Source organism: Bacillus sp. RC242 (assembly GCF_044908245.1).
GTDB classification, from domain to species: domain Bacteria; phylum Bacillota; class Bacilli; order Bacillales; family Bacillaceae_G; genus Bacillus_A; species Bacillus_A mycoides.
This window is the reverse complement of record NZ_JBIYCZ010000002.1, coordinates 556,197-577,415: the sequence shown is the minus strand read 5'-3', so window position 1 is coordinate 577,415 and position 21,219 is coordinate 556,197. Positions and strand designations below refer to the sequence as shown.

The 21,219-nt window shown below is 35.4% G+C and carries 24 protein-coding genes; 15 read left to right on the top strand and 9 right to left on the bottom strand.

Going from position 1 to position 21,219, the window contains the following annotated elements:
• Positions 1-58 precede the first annotated feature (58 nt).
• From ABH957_RS06680 to ABH957_RS06670, 3 genes are all read left to right on the top strand, one after another.
• Positions 59-1,786, top strand: coding sequence for an S-layer homology domain-containing protein (locus tag ABH957_RS06680; protein ID WP_404443924.1), 1,728 nt, complete (start codon positions 59-61; stop codon positions 1,784-1,786).
• A gap of 165 nt (positions 1,787-1,951) precedes the next feature.
• Positions 1,952-2,098 (top strand): BC1881 family protein, encoded by a 147-nt coding sequence (locus ABH957_RS06675; RefSeq protein ID WP_002033491.1) that lies wholly within the window; start codon positions 1,952-1,954, stop codon positions 2,096-2,098.
• 108 nt (positions 2,099-2,206) lie between these two features.
• Positions 2,207-2,962, top strand: coding sequence for a sulfite exporter TauE/SafE family protein (locus ABH957_RS06670; protein ID WP_002128564.1), 756 nt, complete (start codon positions 2,207-2,209; stop codon positions 2,960-2,962).
• A 326-nt stretch (positions 2,963-3,288) separates the two neighbouring features.
• Here ABH957_RS06670 and ABH957_RS06665 read toward each other — a convergent pair whose 3' ends face one another.
• Positions 3,289-3,489, bottom strand: coding sequence for a DUF3903 domain-containing protein (locus tag ABH957_RS06665; RefSeq protein ID WP_113936933.1), 201 nt, complete (start codon positions 3,487-3,489; stop codon positions 3,289-3,291).
• Positions 3,490-3,630: 141 nt separating this feature from the next.
• Here ABH957_RS06665 and ABH957_RS06660 point away from each other — a divergent pair, with 141 nt between their 5' ends.
• A complete protein-coding gene (locus ABH957_RS06660; protein WP_242248016.1) occupies positions 3,631-4,044 on the top strand; it encodes an NUDIX hydrolase in 414 nt (137 codons plus the stop codon).
• Between the two features lie 12 nt (positions 4,045-4,056).
• Here ABH957_RS06660 and ABH957_RS06655 read toward each other — a convergent pair whose 3' ends face one another.
• Together ABH957_RS06655 and ABH957_RS06650 are read right to left on the bottom strand one after the other, a co-directional pair.
• The gene (locus tag ABH957_RS06655; RefSeq protein WP_404456538.1) at positions 4,057-4,734 is read right to left on the bottom strand and encodes an LrgB family protein; all 678 of its coding nucleotides are present in this window, start codon (positions 4,732-4,734) and stop codon (positions 4,057-4,059) included.
• On the bottom strand, positions 4,731-5,096 hold the full coding sequence (locus tag ABH957_RS06650; RefSeq protein WP_000872360.1) for a CidA/LrgA family holin-like protein: 366 nt from the start codon (positions 5,094-5,096) through the stop codon (positions 4,731-4,733). The genes ABH957_RS06655 and ABH957_RS06650 overlap by 4 nt, the downstream gene beginning before the upstream one ends.
• Before the next feature lie 150 nt (positions 5,097-5,246).
• Between ABH957_RS06650 and alsR the strand changes: the two genes are divergently transcribed.
• Positions 5,247-6,155: an acetoin biosynthesis transcriptional regulator AlsR gene (alsR, locus tag ABH957_RS06645; RefSeq protein ID WP_002066566.1), complete on the top strand. Its 909-nt coding sequence runs from the start codon at positions 5,247-5,249 to the stop codon at positions 6,153-6,155.
• Between the two features lie 92 nt (positions 6,156-6,247).
• Here the strand turns inward: alsR and ABH957_RS06640 are convergent, their stop codons facing one another.
• Entirely contained in the window at positions 6,248-6,847 is a 600-nt protein-coding gene (locus tag ABH957_RS06640; RefSeq protein WP_404443932.1) for a histidine kinase, read from the bottom strand.
• Between the two features lie 176 nt (positions 6,848-7,023).
• Between ABH957_RS06640 and ABH957_RS06635 the strand changes: the two genes are divergently transcribed.
• The 3 genes from ABH957_RS06635 to ABH957_RS06625 all read left to right on the top strand — a co-directional run bounded on the left by ABH957_RS06635 (position 7,024) and on the right by ABH957_RS06625 (position 9,545).
• Positions 7,024-7,599, top strand: coding sequence for an FtsX-like permease family protein (locus ABH957_RS06635; RefSeq protein WP_404443934.1), 576 nt, complete (start codon positions 7,024-7,026; stop codon positions 7,597-7,599).
• Between the two features lie 94 nt (positions 7,600-7,693).
• On the top strand, positions 7,694-8,605 hold the full coding sequence (locus tag ABH957_RS06630; protein WP_002014392.1) for an ABC transporter ATP-binding protein: 912 nt from the start codon (positions 7,694-7,696) through the stop codon (positions 8,603-8,605).
• A complete protein-coding gene (locus tag ABH957_RS06625; RefSeq protein ID WP_002128553.1) occupies positions 8,598-9,545 on the top strand; it encodes an ABC transporter permease in 948 nt (315 codons plus the stop codon). Before ABH957_RS06630 ends, ABH957_RS06625 begins: the two co-directional genes overlap by 8 nt.
• A gap of 21 nt (positions 9,546-9,566) precedes the next feature.
• Here ABH957_RS06625 and ABH957_RS06620 read toward each other — a convergent pair whose 3' ends face one another.
• Both ABH957_RS06620 and ABH957_RS06615 read right to left on the bottom strand, forming a co-directional pair.
• Complete coding sequence (locus ABH957_RS06620; protein ID WP_002014221.1) at positions 9,567-10,727, bottom strand: M20 peptidase aminoacylase family protein; 1,161 nt, start codon at positions 10,725-10,727, stop codon at positions 9,567-9,569.
• Between the two features lie 88 nt (positions 10,728-10,815).
• Positions 10,816-11,724 carry an EamA family transporter gene (locus ABH957_RS06615; RefSeq protein WP_002033502.1) on the bottom strand — a complete coding sequence of 303 codons (909 nt, stop codon included), beginning with the start codon at positions 11,722-11,724 and terminating at the stop codon, positions 10,816-10,818.
• A gap of 487 nt (positions 11,725-12,211) precedes the next feature.
• On the opposite strand from ABH957_RS06615, the gene ccdA reads away from it, so the two are divergent.
• On the top strand, positions 12,212-12,919 hold the full coding sequence (ccdA, locus tag ABH957_RS06610) for a cytochrome c-type biogenesis protein CcdA (RefSeq protein ID WP_404443938.1): 708 nt from the start codon (positions 12,212-12,214) through the stop codon (positions 12,917-12,919).
• Between the two features lie 90 nt (positions 12,920-13,009).
• Entirely contained in the window at positions 13,010-13,516 is a 507-nt protein-coding gene (locus tag ABH957_RS06605; RefSeq protein WP_002014224.1) for a CcdC family protein, read from the top strand.
• 555 nt (positions 13,517-14,071) lie between these two features.
• Here the strand turns inward: ABH957_RS06605 and ABH957_RS06600 are convergent.
• Together ABH957_RS06600 and ABH957_RS06595 are read right to left on the bottom strand one after the other, a co-directional pair.
• Entirely contained in the window at positions 14,072-14,503 is a 432-nt protein-coding gene (locus ABH957_RS06600; protein ID WP_002165260.1) for a DUF2621 domain-containing protein, read from the bottom strand.
• A 103-nt stretch (positions 14,504-14,606) separates the two neighbouring features.
• Positions 14,607-14,903, bottom strand: coding sequence for a hypothetical protein (locus tag ABH957_RS06595; RefSeq protein ID WP_002014228.1), 297 nt, complete (start codon positions 14,901-14,903; stop codon positions 14,607-14,609).
• A gap of 254 nt (positions 14,904-15,157) precedes the next feature.
• Between ABH957_RS06595 and ABH957_RS06590 the strand changes: the two genes are divergently transcribed.
• Both ABH957_RS06590 and ABH957_RS06585 read left to right on the top strand, forming a co-directional pair.
• On the top strand, positions 15,158-15,733 hold the full coding sequence (locus tag ABH957_RS06590; RefSeq protein ID WP_002137753.1) for an AAA family ATPase: 576 nt from the start codon (positions 15,158-15,160) through the stop codon (positions 15,731-15,733).
• Positions 15,730-16,302 carry a DJ-1/PfpI family protein gene (locus ABH957_RS06585; RefSeq protein WP_002137752.1) on the top strand — a complete coding sequence of 191 codons (573 nt, stop codon included), beginning with the start codon at positions 15,730-15,732 and terminating at the stop codon, positions 16,300-16,302. Before ABH957_RS06590 ends, ABH957_RS06585 begins: the two co-directional genes overlap by 4 nt.
• A gap of 13 nt (positions 16,303-16,315) precedes the next feature.
• On the opposite strand, the gene ABH957_RS06580 is transcribed toward ABH957_RS06585, so the two are convergent.
• Positions 16,316-17,263 (bottom strand): class I SAM-dependent methyltransferase, encoded by a 948-nt coding sequence (locus tag ABH957_RS06580; RefSeq protein WP_404510788.1) that lies wholly within the window; start codon positions 17,261-17,263, stop codon positions 16,316-16,318.
• A gap of 202 nt (positions 17,264-17,465) precedes the next feature.
• On the opposite strand from ABH957_RS06580, the gene hutP reads away from it, so the two are divergent.
• From hutP to hutU, 3 genes are all read left to right on the top strand, one after another.
• A complete protein-coding gene (hutP, locus tag ABH957_RS06575) occupies positions 17,466-17,906 on the top strand; it encodes a histidine utilization transcription antiterminator HutP (protein ID WP_000926519.1) in 441 nt (146 codons plus the stop codon).
• Positions 17,907-18,008: 102 nt separating this feature from the next.
• Positions 18,009-19,526, top strand: a complete 1,518-nt coding sequence (gene hutH, locus ABH957_RS06570; RefSeq protein ID WP_063219752.1) for a histidine ammonia-lyase — start codon at positions 18,009-18,011, stop codon at positions 19,524-19,526.
• A gap of 23 nt (positions 19,527-19,549) precedes the next feature.
• Positions 19,550-21,208 carry a urocanate hydratase gene (gene hutU, locus ABH957_RS06565; RefSeq protein WP_404443950.1) on the top strand — a complete coding sequence of 553 codons (1,659 nt, stop codon included), beginning with the start codon at positions 19,550-19,552 and terminating at the stop codon, positions 21,206-21,208.
• Positions 21,209-21,219 lie beyond the last annotated feature (11 nt).

Here is a 21,219-nt window from a genome sequence, read left to right as displayed (position 1 = left end):
TTTAGATTAGGGAGGGAAGTTAACACGAATTAAGATATAAACGTGTTAAATAATTAGTATGAAAAAAGGATTTTATAATGTTTTAGCTGCATCAATTGTATTTAGTATGGTAACGATTCCAAGTTTTTCCTATGCCGACACAGTAGAAAAGACCGTAACGATTTCAACAGACGAGCAAGCATTAAAAAGTATTGAAAGCCATATGAAAGATGAAGATGGACGTGGAGAGAGCAAAGGAATAACAAATGAAGTACAAGGAGATTTTTTTGTACATATAATAGGTTCAGCATCTTTATTTGATTCTGCTGAGTTACAAAAAGCGACAGGTGTTCAGCTTTCTAATCAAGTAGTGAAAGCCGAAAAACAAAAAGGAAACGCTTACTATATACAAACAGAATCTGGAGCTGGGTGGATACAAAGTAGTGAAGGAAATGTAGAGGTTAAGGAAGTTTATCACTTGGCAAACGAAAAATTAGTAATTAATGAAGAGACAGCTACATATTCCGCACCATTTAATTCATATAAAGACGAGAAAGTGTTACAACCGCAAACAATTATTGCAATTGGACAAGTTGGAGAGTGGTTCCAAGTCCAAATAGATAATGAGGTGAAATGGATTTATTCACCTTCAGCAAAATTTGAGGGTACAAAAGCATCTCTTATTCAAAGCACAACTCCAACTCGTACGAAACGTGCAGCGGTTATGTATACTGCACCAATAGAAGAGAAAACAACGGATATTTACGGTGTACCATTAAAGGAAATGATTGTACCAACAGGTAATGAAAATATTCGTCCAGGTTATGCGATGAAACCAAAATACATTACAATTCATGAGACGGATAATTATAGTGTTGGAGCAAATGCTAGAAACCATGCACAATATTTATACAGCCAAGCAACAGGAACGACTGATCGTTCAGCATCTTGGCATTTTACAGTAGATGATAAAGAAATTTATCAACATCTACCATTAAATGAAAATGCTTGGCATGCTGGAGATGGAGCAGAAGGAACTGGTAACAGAGAATCAATTGCAATTGAAATTGCTGTCAATCAAGATGGTGATTATAATAAAGCTGTGGAAAATGCTCGCAAACTAGCAGCCTATTTAATGGGGGAATTAAATATTCCCTTAGAAAATGTGAAAAAACATCAATTTTGGAGCGGAAAGAATTGTCCGGCCATTATGATAAGGAATAATGCGTGGGAGCCATTTTTACAGGGAACGAAAGCTTATTATGATACGAATCATAAAGATGATATAACTGGCGGTTGGTATGAAGCAGATATTCGTGAATTAGATAAAAGAGGTATTATGGTTGGAGACGGGAAGGGTTCTTACTGGCCAGAACGTCTTGTAACACGTGGTGAATTTGCGAATTTAGTTTCAAGATCATTGCAATTACCAGAGGGGAAATCGAATTTCAAAGATTTAAGCACAGCCCATCCATCGTTAGTAGATGGTATTAATCGTGCAGCTAGTGCTGGGATTATAAGTGGACGAGGAAATGATATATTTGCTCCGAATGATACGATTAAACGTGATGAAGCTGTTATTATGATTGATCGTGCATTGCAATACAAAAATATAAAAGGTAATTTAGTTTCATTACCATTTACGGATCAAAATTTAGCGTATGATAAACAGGCGGTTCAACGTGTTTATGGGTTAGGTATTGTAAAAGGGAATGAGAATAATGAGTTTATGCCAAAAGGTTCTGCAACACGTGGGGAATCGGCAGCATTTATTAATAGAATGTTAAAAGTAATAGAGAGTAAATAATGGAAAGGCATTCGCTTTGGCGAGTGCTTTTTATTTTTCAATATGTTATAGAAAGGGGATGTGAATTTTGGCTGGAATAAGGAATGAAAGTGGAGGTGATGCATATATTTAGATGCATTGGGTAATTTTTTGTAATTTCGTATAAAATGAAAAGGAGGTAGGGCGGTGAAATCAATACCGACTGATGTCCTGAGTAAGGAATTGATGGAAAGAGAAGGGGTTATATCTATTACAGTGATGGAATTTGAAAAGATAGAAGTGGCCGGAGTAGTTGTTTCTGGTCCAGCTGTTATTTTGATTAATCAAGAGTAAGTACATATTATTAATATAGAAAAGTAGAAAGAGCATCCGCTTAGGGTGCTTTTTGTTTGTATAGAAGTGTGTATATGATAGATAATTGGGATATTGGAGGGGAATTATGTGGCAATTATTATAACAATGTTATTAATGGGAGTTTTATTAGGATTTGTCGGAGCAGGGGGAGCAGGATTTATCATCGCGATACTCACTTTAGTATTCCATATCCCTATTCATGTTGCTCTTGCAACATCTTTAACTGCGATGGCATTTACGACATTATCTGGAGTAGTAAGTCATTACCGAGAAGGGAATGTTGTGCTTGTAATAGGCGGAGTTGTTGGGGGATTTGGCGCGTTTGGATCCTATATTGGTTCAAAGTTTGGTTCGTTAATACCAGCACATCTGTTGCATTGGTTTACAGCTGGTATGTTATTTTTATCGGCAATTTTTATGTTTATTCGGTTGATTATGTTTCAAAAAAGATCACAGTCATCTTTAAAAGGGCATAAAGAACTTTCGAAAGATAACGTGATTAAATGTATATTCCTCGGATTGGTGACTGGAATTTTAGCAGGTGCATTTGGTATTGGCTCAGCACCTTTTATCCAACTCGGATTAATGGTTCTATTAGGTTTAACAATCCGTCAATCTGTAGGGACGACAATGCTCGTTATATTACCAATCGCAATTGGAGGTGGGTTTGGATATAGTTCGGAAGGGTATTTAGATTATGTATTATTAGTACAAGTTTTAATCGGGACAATGTTAGGAGCATATATAGGAGCTAAGTTTACAAATTATGCACCTCGCATGCTTCTAAGGTTTTCGATGATTATGACACCAATATTAGCTGGATGTATGTTGTTAGTAGATTAAAGAGAATATATAGAAAACTATTAATATATTTTACGAATGAATTATATAAGTAATTCATATTTCCCATATAAAAGGATTTGCTTTAATATAATGAGTGTAAAGTTCGAGTATTCGAAGTATTACTTGAATTATATCCCTATCCCTATCCCTTTTCTAAAAATGCGAACAAGTTTTGCCCTATTCTATTCAATAGTTTATTGTATAGAAATATATTGTTCGATGACCATTATGGAACGCACATAATGGGTAAATCCCGATCCTTAAAGAGGATGCCCCTAATCTTCATGTGAAAATATGATCGGATAAGAAAGCTGGCCAATTTATGGTCAGCTTTCTTTTTGTTCAATGAGTAAGACTTCTTTAATTTCTGTTTGCAATAATAAAGTTTTTCCGAAGCGACGTTTACATTCAGCTCGTACTTTTTGAATGGCTAGTAGCTGAGAAGTAGCAGGCACTGTGACAATGGCTTGCCGAGGTTTTCGGTTTTCTTCACAAAAAACACATTCCACAACATATTTAGAAATCATAATTTCATCCTTCCGGTTTGAATTTCTAAGAAGGGACTGCTCATGAAGTTGATGTAAACTTTCGGCATCTTTTTACTTATTTCCTCTTTTTTCAAAGGGGAAATAAAAAAGAAGACGAATTTTAGTAGGGGAGGGATGTATATGGAGAGATGGATAGGTACGGCAGCTATTTGTATGAATGAAAGAAATGAAATTTTAATGGTATTGCAAGGAAAAGAAGGGGAAGAAAAAAGGTGGTCTGTCCCAAGTGGAGGACTTGAAAAGGGAGAAACACTAGAAGAATGTTGTATCAGGGAAGTTTGGGAGGAAACAGGCTACAATGTGGAGGTTGTAAATAAAATATACGAAAAAGAAGGTATTACATACGGGATTCCGGTGTATGTTCATTATTACTTTGTTAAAAAAATAGGCGGTAATATGAAAATCCAAGATCCGGATGAGTTAATACATGAGATTGATTGGAAAGGGATACATGAAGTTGGAAAATTAGCATTAGCTTTTCCGGAGGATTACGAGCTAATATACCGATATATAAATAAAAAAGCAAGTGTGTAAATACTTGCTTTTTTAGTGTATCCAAGATAAGAAAAGTGGAACGATAACTAAACTAGCTCCAGCTGTTAAAAGCATTGATAAACTTGCAATTGTACCTTCTACAGGACCGATTTCAAATGCTTTTGATGTTCCAGTCCCATTCGCGCTAGTACCTAGCATTATACCTTTTGCGAGCGCTGTTTTAATACGGCATATGCGTATGAGTGTAGGACCGAATAAAGCTCCAGTTAAGGCAGTTAATACAACGAAAACTGCTGTTAATTGTGACATGCCGCCAATCATTTCTGAAATAGCCATTGCAATAGGTGTTGTTACAATGTGCGGTGCTAAACTTTGTTCTATTGTAGAGTCAATTTGAAAAAAATTAGCTAGTAGTGCGGAAGTAATAACAGATAGAAAAGAACCGACAATGACATTAATTAAAATAGCAGTGCCGTGTTTTTTTAATAGATCAAAATGTTTATAGATTGGCCATGCGAAAGCAACTGTTGCAGGTTTTAATAATTCTGTTAGCCAATGACTACCAGATTCGTAGATTTCGTATGGTGTATCTAATCCAAGTAATAAAGCGATTAAAATGATTGGGCATACAAGAAGGGGAGAAAGCAAACTCCAATCCCAGCGTTGATACATTTTTTTAGATACCCAATATGTGAATAGTGTTAATAGTAAACAAAGAAAGCCGATCATTGTGTTGATCCTTTCCGCTTTAATAGCAATTCTGTTAAAAGTCCTGTTACGAGAGTGACACAAAGTGTACTAATCACGATAATTAAAATGAGATCGATTCCATACTGTGATAATGTATCTTTGTAACGAATGACAGCGACTGCAGAAGGGATGAAAAATAAAATAAGTTCTTTTAATAAAAAGTCTGCACCGTCTTGTATCCATTCTTTTTTCACTATATTAAATTTTAATGAGATTAACAATAAAAAAATACCGATTATACTTCCTGGAACTGGGAGGTGTGCCTGTTTTGCAATCCATTCACCTGTCCAAGCGAAACAAAATAATAATAAAATTTGTCCGCTTAACTTCCACCATTTCATACAGTAACCACCTCTTTGTTTTTTACATAAAAATTGTAAAAAGAATTAACAATTTCTACTATACGTTCATTCGAAATATTTGTCTAATATATAAATTATATGTTATTAATATATTAGATGTATTAATCGAAAGTGAAAAGGGTGTCCAAAATGGAATTACGGCATTTGCAGTATTTTGTTGTAGTGGCAGAGGAATTACACTTTGGACGAGCAGCTGCTCGTTTACAAATGACACAACCACCGCTTAGTCAACAAATTCAGCAATTAGAAAAAGAAATGGGAGTTATGTTATTTTCAAGAACGAAGAGAAAGGTTGAATTAACAGAAGCAGGAGAAATGTTTTTAAAAGAAGTAAAAAAAGCGTTTGAACAAATTGAAAAAGCAGTAGAAGTTGCACAAAGTGCTCAAAGGGGAGAAGTTGGATCACTTTCAATTGGTTTTGTAGGTGCGGCGATATATGATATTTTACCGTCAATCGTCAGAGAGTATAGAAAGAAATTTCCGAGAGTGTCTGTAGCATTACATGAATTGTCCACACCGGATCAGGTGCATGCACTTCATGATAATCGAATTGATATTGGATTTTTACGTCCGCCAATTCCAACGCAATTACTTGAGTTAGAACCAATTCAAAAACTTTCATGTACGTTATGTTTACCGAAGGCACATCCTCTTGCTGAAAAGGACGAAATACATATCGAAGATTTAAGGGATGAACCGTTCGTATTTATTACGAGACCAGTATGGCCAGCGTTATATGATACAATTTTATCGCTTTGCCGTGATGTAGGTTTTAGTCCGCACATTGTACAAGAAGCAACGGAGTATCAAACTGTTATGGGGCTTGTAGCGGCAGGTATTGGAATTACGGTAATACCTGTATCCGCAAATAAATTGTATAAAACAGAAGTTGTATATAAAGAGTTATGTGATTCTAATTTTGTTGCAGAAATGTCAGTGGCTTATAAAAAAATGAATAACAATCCAGAGTTGTTAGAGTTTTTGAAAATTGCAAGAGAGAAAAAACGAATAGAAATAGGAGATGAGAAGGACGAGTAGTAATCGTGACGAAAAAGCGATTTAATTTATATATATAAAAGTACACCTTATTAAACAATAAAGCGGAAATGCATTTGAGTTGCCTTTCCACTTTATTGTTCTTTTTTTAGCTCGATACTAAATAGATAAACGTGTTCGTTTTCTTTTAAGAGTAACTCAATGCTTGGTTCTTCATCAATTGTAGGGACGATTACAGTATCTTTACTTGTTTTTATTACAGCAGCTAAAATTGTTTTTTGATTGTATTTTACGTTTTTAGTAGATTGAATTGTAGTAGTTACAGAACTATTTACGTTTGGAGGAGCCTCTTCCGAAACAAGTGTTGAACCACCTTCGATATTAATATACCATTGACCTTTTTCTAGTACATCTTTATCAAATTGGAAATGTGGTGCTATGAAAGAAAGCCTTATTTTCTTTTCTAAAAAATGTGATGAGGCTATGTTAGCAATCTCTTTCATTTTTGTACCATTTTGATAATATTCAATCACAGCGTTTAGTTCATCTTTATTGTTTTTGATTGTAACATCATAAAACATTCTATTTCCTTCACCTATAGGAGTCATTTGTAAAATATCAGATTGCTCTTTTGTTAATTTATAAGGTTTAACAGTGGCACCTTCATTGTTTTTTAGTGGGCTACAACTAGTGAGAAGTAGTAAGGATAAGGTAAATAGCAATTTTATACGCATATAATGCTCCTTTCTTTTTTTACAATCATATTATAAATATCCTTTAATTACCATTTTGTGTTCTAGGACTAAAGGCTTAGTAAAGATTCCGATTGAAGTGCGATGTTTAAAATGTCATATTTTTATACACTAGTAGTATAGAATGCGTATGTTATGAAGCAAGGTAGGGGGAAATTATGTCTTTATTTCGGTTAGCGAGAAAAAATATACAAACATTTGCTGCCCAAAGGTTAAAACAATTTATGTGGATTGCTATGAATACAATGCTTTGTTTTTTTATGATATCATTCCGATTTAATGAAGCTGTAATAAGTAAAGCGGAATATACACCTATGTTTGTAAAGTGGTTTTATGCTATGTTTCTATTTATAGTTTTTGTGTGTATTTTCATTACATATAAAATGACAGCTTCTCTTTTACAGATAAGAAAAGAGGAGTTTACATCGAATGAAGTGATGCATATGACAGGAAAAGAAATGTTATGTTTATTATGTCAGGAGCAATTATTAACTTACGGAGGAGCTTTTGTTTTCGGATTAATTCATGGTATGTTATTTTTGAAATTATTTATTATTATTTTTATGAAAGCAGTAGGAATCCAAGGGATAACCAATGCACCGATTACGATGTATGCGGTAGTGATAACAGCAGTTGTTATGATAACCGTCATTATAATATCAATGTGGCAATGTTGTAGGTTTACACAAAGGTTAAAGGGTGAAAAGTCATATGAAACGAGGAGAAAGGCATGAGAAATCATGGCTTTTTCTTCATTTTACACATGTTATTAATCATGATACAGTGGGAAGAACTGAAAAAAAGAGTTAAGAAGAAAGGTTGTATGGAATGATAAATGAGCAAGCGATCGTAAAAGTTGATCGATTAACAAAGCGAATTGGTTCAAAGACGTTAGTAGAAAATATTAGTTTTGAAGTGAAAAAAGGTGAAGTAGTTGGCTTATTAGGACCAAATGGTGCTGGAAAAACGACATTAATGCGAATGATGGTCGGAATGATCCGTATGACAGAAGGGGAAGTATGGATTGATGGTCAATCTGTAAAACAGCAATTTGAAAAAACTGCTGCGAAAATTGGTGCTGTAATTGAGACACCAGAATTTTATCCTTTCTTAAGCGGCTATGAAAATTTAACATATTTCGGACGAATGAATGGGAATGTGACTGAAGAGCGTATCGATGAAGTAGTGCAATTGTTAGGAATGGGACAAGTAATTGACCGTAAAGTAAAAGCATATTCACTCGGTATGAGACAGCGTTTAGGAATTGCTCAGGCACTTATACATAATCCAGATGTATTAATACTAGACGAACCGACGAACGGATTAGATCCTAGTGGTATACATGAAATGCGGATGTACATAAAGAAAATTGCGCATGAACAAGGAAAAGCTGTTCTTGTTTCTAGTCACTTACTCTCAGAAGTTGAATTAATGTGTGACAGGGTTATTATTATTCAGCATGGAGAATATGTCGCAACACAAAATATTCAAAGTGATAAAAAGGAAGAAACAGAAGAAATACATATACGTGTAGATGATGCGAATAAAGCGGCAGAGGTTTTAGAATACGATGTTTTAGTAAAAGAAAACGAATTAATTATAAACGTGAAAGATGAAGAAGTTCCAAATATTCTTCGTACATTGATGGAGAAAAACATTCAAGTTTATCGTGTATATGAAGAAAGAAAAACGCTAGAAGAGCAGTTTTTAGAATTAACAGGAGGAAAAGATATTGTTTAATTTAGTTTATAACGAGCTGTATAAAATATTTAAGCGAAAGCGAACGATTATTCCTTTTGCAGTTATTGCGGTATTAATTATTGGATTAGGATGGGTTACGGTAAAATATTTAGAGCCAGAAACAAAAGGGTGGAAAGCGGATTATACAGAACGCACTGTAGAAATTGAGAAAAAGCTCGGCATGAAAAAAGAGGATATTTTAACAGAAAAGTCAGGAGACGAGCTTGTAAAGGAATACCAGCTTAAAATGAAGCATTTAGATACGAATACAGCGCCAGCAAGTAGTTCTCCGCTTTCATTTATGAGAGATACAGGTTTTATCGTATTTCCAATTTTACTTCCGTTTATTCTCGTATATGCGAGTACGATTTTTGCGAATGAATATAGCTGGGGAACATATAAATTTTTAACAATTCGTCCAGCGAGCCGATTTAAAATTTTAACATCTAAGTTTTTGGCAATCGTTATATTTGCGGCATTATTATTTATATTTAATATGATTTTTTCCGTATTATGCGGGTTGATTATTTATAAATTCCAACAACCAGCTTGGGCTGAATTTGTCGTTCAAAATGGAAATATAATAAAACAAAATATTTTCGTAGAAGCAAGTAAATATTATATTTTATCTTGGTTACCAACTCTTGTGTATGCTGCATTTGCCTTTATGATTTCCGTTTTAACGAGATCGAGCGGAGGTGCAATCGGGATTTCTTTATTTCTTGCATTATCAGGGGGAATAGCGCTAATTCCGGCAGCAAGATATGAATGGGCGAAATATTTATTACCAGCGAATACAGATTTATATGGGCTTTTAAAGGGTGGAAGCTTTATTGATGGAGTAACATTCCCATTTGCTTCTTGTATGCTTCTTCTATACTTAGCTGTATTTTTAGGGGTTTCCTATACTGTATTTATAAAACGAGATTTAACAGCATAAGCAAAAGCCGTTAAGGGTAACTTAACGGCTTTTTGTTTGTAATAATTGATGAATAGCTTCTTCGGCTAATAGTGCGAAATACTCTGCGCTAATAGGCAATGCTTTTTCATCTACTGTAAAAGCTGGATGATGCCATTCATGTGTACCACTTGTTCCCATAAAGACGAATGAGCCTGGTATTTCTTGTTGGTAAAAAGAAAAGTCTTCTCCTGCCATTGATGGTGTAGGAGAGATAACGTTTAGATTCATTTTCTCTGCAATATGAATAGAAAAATCAGTGAGTACTTTATCGTTTTGAACAGCAGGAGGACCTGGGTAAAATCGAAATTCTGTTTTTACACCTAGTGCATCAGAAACGCCTTTAATGATACGTTTCATTAATGCCGGAATCTTTTCACGTGTTTCAGCTTGGAATGTACGGACAGTTCCTTCTAATATTGCTTTTTCGGGAATAACGTTCCACGTATTCCCTGAATGAATGTTTGTTACACTTACGACAGCGTTATGAGAAGAACTAATATTTCGGCTTACAATCGTTTGAAGTGCCATAACGATTTGAGATGATGCAACGATAGGATCGACGCCGGCATCAGGCACAGCTGCATGTGTACCAACACCATGGATTTCAATTTCAAATCGATCAACTCCGGCCATTAGTGGCCCATCTTTAATACCGATTGTACCTACTGGTAAATCAGGTTTATTATGCATACCGAAAATAGCTTGCACGCCACGTAAATGCCCAGCTTCAATAACTTTGCAAGCACCATTACTACTTTCTTCAGCTGGCTGGAATATAAGGCGGACAGTTCCATTAAGAGAAGCTTCTTTTTCTTTTAATAAGTAAGCCGCACCCAATACAGCAGCTGTATGAAAATCATGCCCACAAGCATGCATTTTACCTTGTATTTTTGAAGTGTATGGAAGGTCTGTTTCTTCCTGAATAGGAAGGGCATCGATATCAGCACGAAGCGCTACAACCGGTCCTTTTTTATTACCAGAAATTTCAGCGATAACTCCTGTTTCTAAATTGGAATCAATAATAGTGATATTGGCCTCGTCTAACCAATTTTTTATCGCTTTTGTCGTTTCAAATTCTTCGTATGATAGTTCTGGATTTTCATGTAAATACCGACGAATGGAAATAAGTTTTTCTGTTAATTGATCAGGAATAGATGCCACTTATTATGCCCTCTTTCTTAAGTGAAGTATTTGTATTAATTATACAATAATAAAAGAGAGGATTCTCAAATGAAAATCCTCTCTCGTTTTATGCTGCAACTTTTTTATGAGTATGCTGTTTTTTATAACGTCCACGCATTGCGTATGCAATTTGCGGAATTGCGATACCGATTAAAATAAGTGATACACCGATCCATTGTGACGATAGTACAGCTTCTTTTAAAACGAATACAGACATAATTGTTGTAACTGGCAGTTCTGCTGCACCAAGAATAGTTGCTAAGCCAGAACCGATTTTTGGAATGCCAATTGTAAAGGCAATGGACGGAATAACGATACTAAATATTCCTAATCCTAAGCCGTATTTCCAAAGGCCTTGAGAGATCGCCCCGTTAAAAATAAATGTTGGCGGGAATACGATCATGACTAAAGTTAAAGCGCCAGCCATTAAAAGGACACCGCGTGTTAATGAAGGTACTTCAACGGCAACTTTCCCACTTACGAAAATGTATGTTGCAAATGTAACAGCAGATAATAAACCTAAAATGATTCCAGTCGTATCGAAATCACCAGCTGATGTTTCTAATAATCCACTTGATAAAAATGTACCTGCAAGTAAGAAGATTACTGAAATAACTTTTTCTCTGGAAGGTAATGTTTTTGTTGCGACTGCTTCAATGATAATCCCAACCCAAACGAACTGGAATAAAAGTATAATTGCAATAGAAGCTGGTACAGTTTTTAAAGAAGCGTAATAAAAAATTCCAGTAAAACTTGCAGACGTTCCTGCGACGAATAAAATTAACATTTGTTTTAGTGGAACACGATGTCTAGAAAATAGAAGTGTAATAGCAAGTAAAATAATCCAACCGAACAAATACTGGCTACCAATTACCTCTCCAAGTGAAAACCCTTCTGCATATGCAAGTTTAACAAAAATAGCTAAAACCCCATAACTACACGCTCCTAATAAAACTAAAAGAGAATAACGAAGCATGAAAAATTCCTCCCATCTATATGAACTTGTTCCGTAACGGACATATATAACTAGATGGAAGTATACAAAATTAAAAATGAAGGGTCAAATGAAAGAAAAGTGCAAAATTTTATAGAATAATAATAAAAGTATGATATTTATGCATAATCTTGAAATTAATAATAATTAAAGTATTGTAAAATCAGCTTTATGTTGTATAAAGACAGCATTTGAAAAAAAATTTTAAGGCCAATAGGTGTGAAGTCAATTGTAATGTGCTAATCATTTGAGAAACTGTGGAACCTTTGTTATGTTAGTAACAATTAGAAAGAGTTTCATAATTCAATTGAGATTTTTCTATATAATAGAAGGGAATGAAAACGTTTTATTAGAAAGTGTGTGAAAGGGTAGTTTTTCTTATTGTCATGTTGGAAAAGTGAATTCATGAAATGTCCATAGTATTTTCAATTGTTTTTGCTACAATATTGAAGAGGAGAGGAGTGGAATAATGCAAGATATTAGTATTTTTTTAGCGTTTGGAGCTGGGTTCTTATCGTTTATATCCCCATGTTGCTTACCGCTTTATCCGGCATTTTTATCATACATAACAGGTATGTCGGTTTCTGAATTGAAAGAAGAAAATGCAATGCTTCGCAAAAGAAGTATGATACATACAGCGTTTTTCTTACTTGGTTTTTCAATTATTTTTATTGCAATTGGATTTGGTACAAGTTTTATTGGAGGCATCTTTACAAATTATAAAGATTTAATTAGACAGTTAGGTGGTATATTTATCATCGTGTTCGGTCTTGTTATTGTCGGTGTGTTTAAACCGAAGTTTTTAATGCAAGACCGTAAATTTACGTTTAAAAATCGTCCGAGTGGTTATTTTGGTTCAGTTTTAATTGGATTGGCATTTGCTGCTGGATGGACACCTTGTACTGGGCCTATATTAGTGTCTGTAATTGGATTAGCTGCAACAAATCCAGAATCGGCAATGATTTATATGATTGCTTACATACTTGGATTTGCTATCCCGTTTTTCGTACTTTCATTCTTTATTACGAAAATGTCTTGGATTAAAAGAAATAGTATGAAATTCATGAAGATTGGAGGATACGTTATGATTGTCATGGGTATCTTCCTATATTTTAACTGGATGACGAAAATTATCGTATATTTCTCAAGTTTATTTGGTGGTTTTACCGGTTTTTAGTATTATTCTGTGAAAATGTTGGAAATACTAACGGAAAAGCATATAATAAAATTATATTTTGCATATAGCCACAAAAAAGGATGAGAAAATATGAACATAGTTCTGTTATCAAGTATCGTTGCTGTTTGTATGGCTGTCGGTGCGATGTTTATTCGTTTAAAAGCAGCTAAGAAACCTGCAACATTGAAAAAAATTATACTTCCCCCATTTTTTATGAGCACGGGAGCGTTGATGTTTGTTTTTCCTGAATTTCGATTAACTCCAGCAGAAATGTTAGAAGCAATTGGCGTCGGTTTGTTTTTCTCTATTTTTCTTATTAAAACATCTAAATTTGAAATTAGAGGACAAGAGATTTATTTGAAGCGTTCAAAAGCATTTGTTTTTATACTAATTGGGTTACTTGTCGTGCGGATTGTATTTAAAACATACTTAAGCCAGTCTCTTGATTTAGGACAACTTAGTGGCATGTTCTTCTTACTTGCGTTTGCAATGATCGTTTCATGGAGAATTGCAATGTACCGTTCCTTTACGAAATTACAGAAGGAAATGGAAAAAGAAGATGGTTTTTATAATGAAAAAGATATGAAGTTAACGTAAAGAGTGTTATATGTATAAAGAAACAACGTCTGATTAGACGTTGTTTTTTGTTAATCACTGAAAGGTAACTTCCTCAATTCTAGTTGTGATGTATAAATTGTCGACCATCGAAGAAGCAATTTAAGTTTGACGTTACGAATGGACCGATATAAGGAATACTATTTGGTTTGAAGTTTTATCATCGGTAATTGGTGGCTAAGTTAGATTAGGTTGGATCGTATAGGAGACGTTCCTTCATTAACAATTACTCCACTTGATGGTACTGATACAACATGAAAGTGGAGTAATTGTTAATGACGAAATTTCGCTTAGCTTAAGTGTCTTGAGCCGAATCTAATATTGCAAATATAAATGCAACAGGATCAATTGCTGCGAATACAACATATACCTCTGTAAATATTACAGGTACTGGTGATACGATTTATACGAGTGCTGTAGGGTTACAGATAGATTTAGCGAAAGCGAGATTAATTGCTACAAAATCAGTAACTGTAAGTTGAGCTTATAAAAAAGATTGCTATAAAATAGCAATCTTTTTTATAAGGAATAATGGGCTTACTTTGCAAGTAAAGTTTTATAGTTAGAATAATCAATCTCTTTTTCTTGTAGTTTCTTAATTAAAAATTTATGATCGCGCTTCGGTGTGGCAACGATATATCCTTGTATGATTAAATCTTGTGTAATTTTTGGAGCGTTTTCCTTTATTGCAAGTTCCCCAATTTTACCGGCAATTTTTGATTTGGCAACATCACGAAATAGTTCAGGAACGGGACTTACTAGTTCTTCTAACAATTGTTTTTGTTCGTCAGCCCATAAATGTCTCGTTTTATTTATGTAATGCTCTTCCCAATCTAAAATGGACATACCGTCTTCTTTCGGTAATCGTTTTAAAAATTTTCTGAACATAAAGTATCCACCGATAGACATAAGTCCTAATAAAATAACAGTCCATAATACAATAAACCAACTGAACCATCCTTCGAGCAAGTGTATCCCCCCTTAATGATTGCGGTTTTCTTTTATTCATATTATAAACAGTGAGATTCATAGAAAGCAAGAACGCTTGGTCAATTTGACCAAGCGTTGTAGTTTAAACGAAGTATAGTTGTTCAACACATAAAATATCATTGTCATTTTCTACATATTCAATGATGAGTGTGCCAACTTTACGATCTTTATCTTCAGTTGTGAAAATAGAGTAAGAAGTAAAACGTGCTGTTGATAGGCCGCTTATATGTGTAGGTAAAGGAATGTAGTCGTTATCGCGGAAGAATTCCATTAGTTCAATATCTTCAAATTCTTTTCGGTCAACTTGTTTGTTTGTATAGCGGCGTTGAAGTTGTTTTAAAGATGCATTCCAAGAAATTGCTTTTGTGTCGTATACCATTGTTTTATCTCCTTACTGTATGTAATTATTAAGAACATACGTTCTAATCTAGTATACTCTTTTTATAAGAAAAGGGAAAGCAAAAAATAATGTAAGCTTGGATTTCCAAGCTTACATTATTGATGCGTCCGTCATAATCTCTATTTTTTATTATAAGTTAGATAAGAATAAGAAACAAGATGATATATATCTTGTTGATAGTTTTCAAAATTCTGTTTATTATTTATGTATTACAGTACAAGGGAATGAGAGAGATGACATACGTAATTTCACTCCAAGGACCGATGGCAAGTGGAAAAACAACATTGGCCAAAAGCTTAGAGCGATGTGGGCTTTCAGTTATATATGAAAACCCTTATCCAATTGTAGAAAAGCGGAAAGAATTAAATTTGGATATTTACACAAAAGAGGGGTTTATTACAAATCAAAAAATGTTTATTGAAGCAAAAATAAAAGAGTTTCAAAATGTGAAATCAGTCATGATTTTTGACCGCGGACCAGAAGATATTGAATTTTATACACTCTTTTATCCGAAGATGATAGGGAAAGAGTGGGATATAGAAACAGAATTAAAAGATGAATTGTATAAATTAAGAGAATGCCGTTCGGATGCAATTTTTTATTTAGATGTTTCGAAAGAGAGTTTGTATGATAGGAGAAATAATGATAGGACAAGAAATCGAAGTACATTTGAGGAACAATTTAAATTAGTAGAAGTTGAAAAAGAATGGTATAAACAATTTCCCGTAACTTATGTGGACACTAATATATTATCAGTGGACGAATTAGAGGCATATTTTATAGGGTGGCTAAGGGAGAAAAGGCTATGAAAAAAATATTATTATTCGTATACCCGACATTTGCAGAGTTTGAAATAACGGTAGCAACAGCATTGCTGAAAAAGAAATATGAAATCATTACAGCGGGTTTAACAAAAGAAATGATTATAAGTGAAACAGGCTTACAAGTACAGCCGCATATAGAATTAAGTGAAGTGCGTGTAGAAGAATATGAGGGGATTATCATTCCGGGCGGAGATGAAATACATATGAAAGAGGCGAAACCGCTTTTTTCAGTTATTCGTCAATTTTCTGAGCAAGGAAAATTAGTGGCAGCGATTTGTGCTGGACCGTATGCGTTAGCAAGAGCAGGTTTATTTAAAGAAATCTCTTATACAGTGACTATAGATTATCAAAAATTAGATTGTTTTCCAGTAGAAAATTTTGTGTATACAGAAGTTGTACAGCACGCAAATATTATTACAGCACAAGGACATGCATTTGTGCCATTTGGACTAGCGATTGCCTCCTATTTTGGAGTAGTGAATGAACATAATACAAATTTTTATAGTGGAAAGGGCAATATAATGATGGAGAATCTTTTACCGGAAAACGTGTAAAAGCTAGCGAATGCTAGCTCTTTTCTTTTTTACATCGATAAATCACTAACGTTTTCGGATCGCGCCATATACCGTTGTGAAGTGATAGATCATTTTCTATTTCTTCTTTTAGCCATTCCTTCATTTCGGTGTGAAGGGACATATTATCAGGTATATTCAGCGACGGGAACATGCTAGAAATATAGTTAACGATTGGAGTGGCATGATGAAAAACGAGTGCATTATGAATAATTGTTTCTTCAACAGTTGAAAAAATAGATTGTAGTATCTCTTTACCATTTTCTAAACAAAATGGAGCTACAGCTGGTGATGTTTTCGGTAAGTCAAATGCGTCTAGCATACTGTTACACATTTCAACTATACGAGGCATTGAAACTTTAGAATTTGTTGTAGCTAAAAGGGCGCCACCGGGACAAATTACTTTATGGAATCCTTGAATTGTTTTTTCGACATCTTTCATGTGGTATAACATATGCCTTGCGATTATCAGGTCATAACAATTAGCTTCGAAAGGAAGTTTACTAGCATCACCGAGTTTCCATTCAATCGTATTATTCGTTATAGCGGCTTCAGAAATCATGGTTTTCGATTGATCAAAGCCGGTTAACTGGCCTTTATGACCATTAGTTTGCAAAAGGGAAAGAAATTTTCCGTTAGCACACCCGACCTCTAATATTTTTTCTTCCTCTTGGAGTTGTAAATGTTCAATGACGACTTCATCTACATTCACTTGTTTTTCTTCGTAATGTTTATGCGTATCGATACGTGTTTGTAAATGGTCACTAACGTTGTATTGACGTTTTACATCATTCATTTTTTCACATTCCACCTTTATGCAAAATTGCTGAATCGCATGTGTTAATACGTCTGTTTTATTTAAACCTTCGTAATGGAGTACGTCTTCAAACCTTGTAAGTAATTTTTCTTCAATTCGAAAATGAATATCTTTTCGCTTCGCCACTGAAATTTCGCCCCTTTGTATCTGTTAGTGAGACTATAGCACGTCTGAAAAAAATCTGTAAATAAATTGTGTACACAAGTACAAGTATGAGAGGGATAAAAAATTGCTTGAATAATATTTTAAACTATTGACGATTTAACCGTTTTCATATATTCTTAAATTAAGTAATATTCAAATAATTCAAAAGAAATGAGAGAGTCACATGCTTCTTCAAGGAACACATCGAATTGGTCGTATGGCCATGCTGTTGGCACTTGCGGATGAGAATGAAAGTCCCGTATTATCTATTCCGAAAGGTTGGAAATATTGTACTGGGAAAGTTGGTTCTATGAATTCGCAAAAAGTAGTAGCAGCAATGGAAACAGCGGCTAAGAGCAACCGAGTTATTGAAACAGATGTTTACAGAGAAACACATGCACTTTATCATGCAATTATGGAAGCTTTGTACGGAGTGACGAGAGGTCAAATTCAGTTAGCAGACGTTCTTCGTACAGTAGGACTTCGCTTTGCGATTGTGCGCGGTACACCATACGACGGAAAAAAAGAAGGCGAATGGGTTGCTGTTGCGCTTTATGGAACGATTGGTGCACCTGTAAAAGGATCTGAGCATGAGGCGATTGGTTTAGGAATTAATCACATATGATTTGCCCATAGTCTATTAGTTAGAAGGGGGCCTTATTTTTTAGGACAGGAGTCTGTCTTAAAAAGATAAGGTCCCCTTTTGCCTTTATAAGGAGGAAAAAGAATGATTACGCTAACAGGACACACATTGACAGTTGAAGAAATGAAGAGGTTGTTACTTGAAGGTGAAGGTGTAACAGCTTGTCCAAATAGTATGCAACAGGTAGCAGAGTGCCGCGAAGTAGTTGAGAAAATCGTAGAGGACGGAAAAGTCGTTTACGGTATTACAACTGGATTTGGAAAGTTTAGTGATGTGCTTATTCAAAAAGATGATGTAAAAGCACTTCAGCACAACTTAATTCAGTCACATGCGTGCGGAATAGGCGATCCATTCCCTGAAGAAGTATCACGCGGTATGTTGATTTTACGAGCTAATACGATGTTAAAAGGAGTATCGGGTGTTAGACCACTTGTTGTAAACATGCTTCTTGAGTTTGTAAATCGTAAAATTCATCCAGTCGTTCCGCAACAAGGATCACTTGGTGCGAGTGGCGATTTAGCACCTTTATCTCATCTTGCTCTCGTTTTATTAGGTGAAGGTGAAGTGTTCTACAAAGGAAAACGAGTTCATGCGATGGTTGCTCTTACAGAAGAAGGACTTGAACCTATTGAACTTGAAGCAAAAGAAGGTCTTGCGTTAATCAATGGTACGCAGGCAATGACAGCGCAAGGGGTTCTTTCTTATATAGAAGCTGAAGCAAGTGCTTATCAATCAGAATTAATTGCATCGATGACAATGGAAGGATTACGCGGCATTATTGATGCATTCGATGAAAATGTTCATAAAGCGCGTGGTTATAAAGAGCAAGTCGAAGTGGCAAGCAGAATTCGTGATATTCTTCATGATAGTAAACTTGTGACAAAACAAGGAGAACTTCGTGTACAAGATGCATATTCACTTCGTTGTATCCCGCAAGTTCACGGTGCTTCTTGGCAAGTTTTAAATTATGTGAAAGAAAAATTAGAAATTGAAATGAATGCAGCAACAGATAATCCACTTATTTTTGATGGCGGTGAAAAAGTAATCTCTGGTGGTAATTTCCACGGACAACCAATTGCATTTGCAATGGACTTCTTAAAAGTAGGGATGGCGGAGCTTGCAAATATTTCAGAGCGCCGTATTGAACGCCTAGTAAATCCGCAATTAAATGACTTACCACCATTTTTAAGTCCAGAACCAGGACTTCAATCAGGTGCCATGATTATGCAATATGCAGCGGCTTCACTCGTTTCAGAAAATAAAACGTTAGCTCATCCAGCGAGTGTAGATTCAATTCCGTCTTCAGCTAACCAAGAAGATCACGTAAGTATGGGAACAATCGCTTCACGTCATGCGCATCAAATTATTCAAAATGCAAGACGCGTTCTTGCAATTGAGATGATCTGTGCGATGCAAGCAGCAGAATATCGCGGAATTGAAAACATGAGTACAGTTACAAAAACGTTCTATCATCAAGGTCGTCAGCAAGTGCCATCTATTACAAATGACCGTATATTCTCAACGGATATTGAAAATATCGCGCATTGGTTAAAAACGAATTATTCAATAAAGGAAAGATTGGATGTAAATGCAGCACTATAAAACGAGAAAAGGGAGAGATTGAAATGGAAAAAGTACAACAAACAATTCGTGCGGCAAGAGGTACTGAGTTACAAACGAAAGGATGGGTTCAAGAAGCTGCACTTCGAATGTTAATGAACAATTTAGACCCTGAAGTAGCTGAAAAACCAGAAGAATTAGTTGTATACGGCGGAATTGGCCGTGCAGCTCGTAACTGGGAAAGCTACCATGCAATTGTTGATTCATTAAAAACGTTAGAAAACGATGAAACGTTACTTGTTCAATCAGGAAAACCAGTTGCAATTTTTAAATCACATGAAGATGCGCCTCGCGTTCTTTTAGCGAACTCAAACTTAGTACCGAAGTGGGCGAACTGGGATCACTTCCGTGAATTAGAGAAAAAAGGTCTTATGATGTACGGACAAATGACAGCGGGTAGCTGGATTTACATTGGGACACAAGGGATTTTACAAGGAACATATGAAACATTTGGTGAAGCGGCACGTCAACATTTCGAGGGTTCATTAAAAGGTACTGTAACGATTACTGCTGGTTTAGGTGGCATGGGTGGCGCACAACCGCTTGCTGTAACGATGAACGGCGGTGTTGTAATTGCTATTGATGTAGATAAGCGTAGTATCGATCGTCGTATTGAAAAGAGATATTGTGATAAGTATACAGAATCATTAGAAGAAGCGTTAACTATTGCAAACGAATATAAAGAGAAGAAAGAGCCTATTTCAATTGGATTATTAGGTAATGCAGCAGAAATTTTACCTGAGTTAGTAAACCGTAATATTATCCCTGACTTAGTTACGGATCAAACTTCTGCCCATGATCCATTAAACGGTTATATTCCAGTAGGTTACACAGTAGAAGAAGCAGCGAAGCTTCGTGAAGAAGATCCAGAACGTTACGTACAATTATCAAAAGAAAGTATGAAAAAACATGTAGAAGCAATGCTTGCAATGCAAGAAAAAGGCGCGATTACATTTGATTACGGAAATAACATTCGCCAAGTTGCTTTCGATGAAGGATTAAAAAATGCTTTCGATTTCCCGGGATTCGTTCCAGCATTTATCCGTCCATTATTCTGTGAAGGAAAAGGACCATTCCGCTGGGTAGCACTTTCTGGTGATCCAGAAGATATTTATAAAACAGACGAAGTTATTTTACGCGAGTTCGCGGATAATGAGCATTTATGTAATTGGATTCGTATGGCACGTCAGCAAGTTGAGTTCCAAGGTCTTCCATCACGTATTTGTTGGCTTGGTTATGGCGAGCGTGCAAAATTTGGCCGCATTATTAATGAAATGGTGGCTAATGGTGAATTATCAGCACCGATCGTTATCGGCCGTGACCATTTAGATTGTGGATCAGTAGCATCTCCAAACCGTGAAACAGAATCTATGAAAGACGGTAGTGATGCAGTAGCAGACTGGCCAATTTTAAATGCATTAATTAACAGTGTAAACGGTGCAAGCTGGGTGTCTGTTCATCACGGTGGAGGCGTTGGTATGGGTTATTCACTTCACGCTGGAATGGTTATCGTTGCAGATGGAACAGAAGCAGCGGCAAAACGTATTGAACGCGTATTAACTTCTGACCCTGGTATGGGTGTTGTTCGTCACGTTGATGCTGGCTATGACTTAGCGGTTCAAACTGCGAAAGAAAAAGGCGTTAACATCCCAATGATGAAATAAGGAGGCAGAAA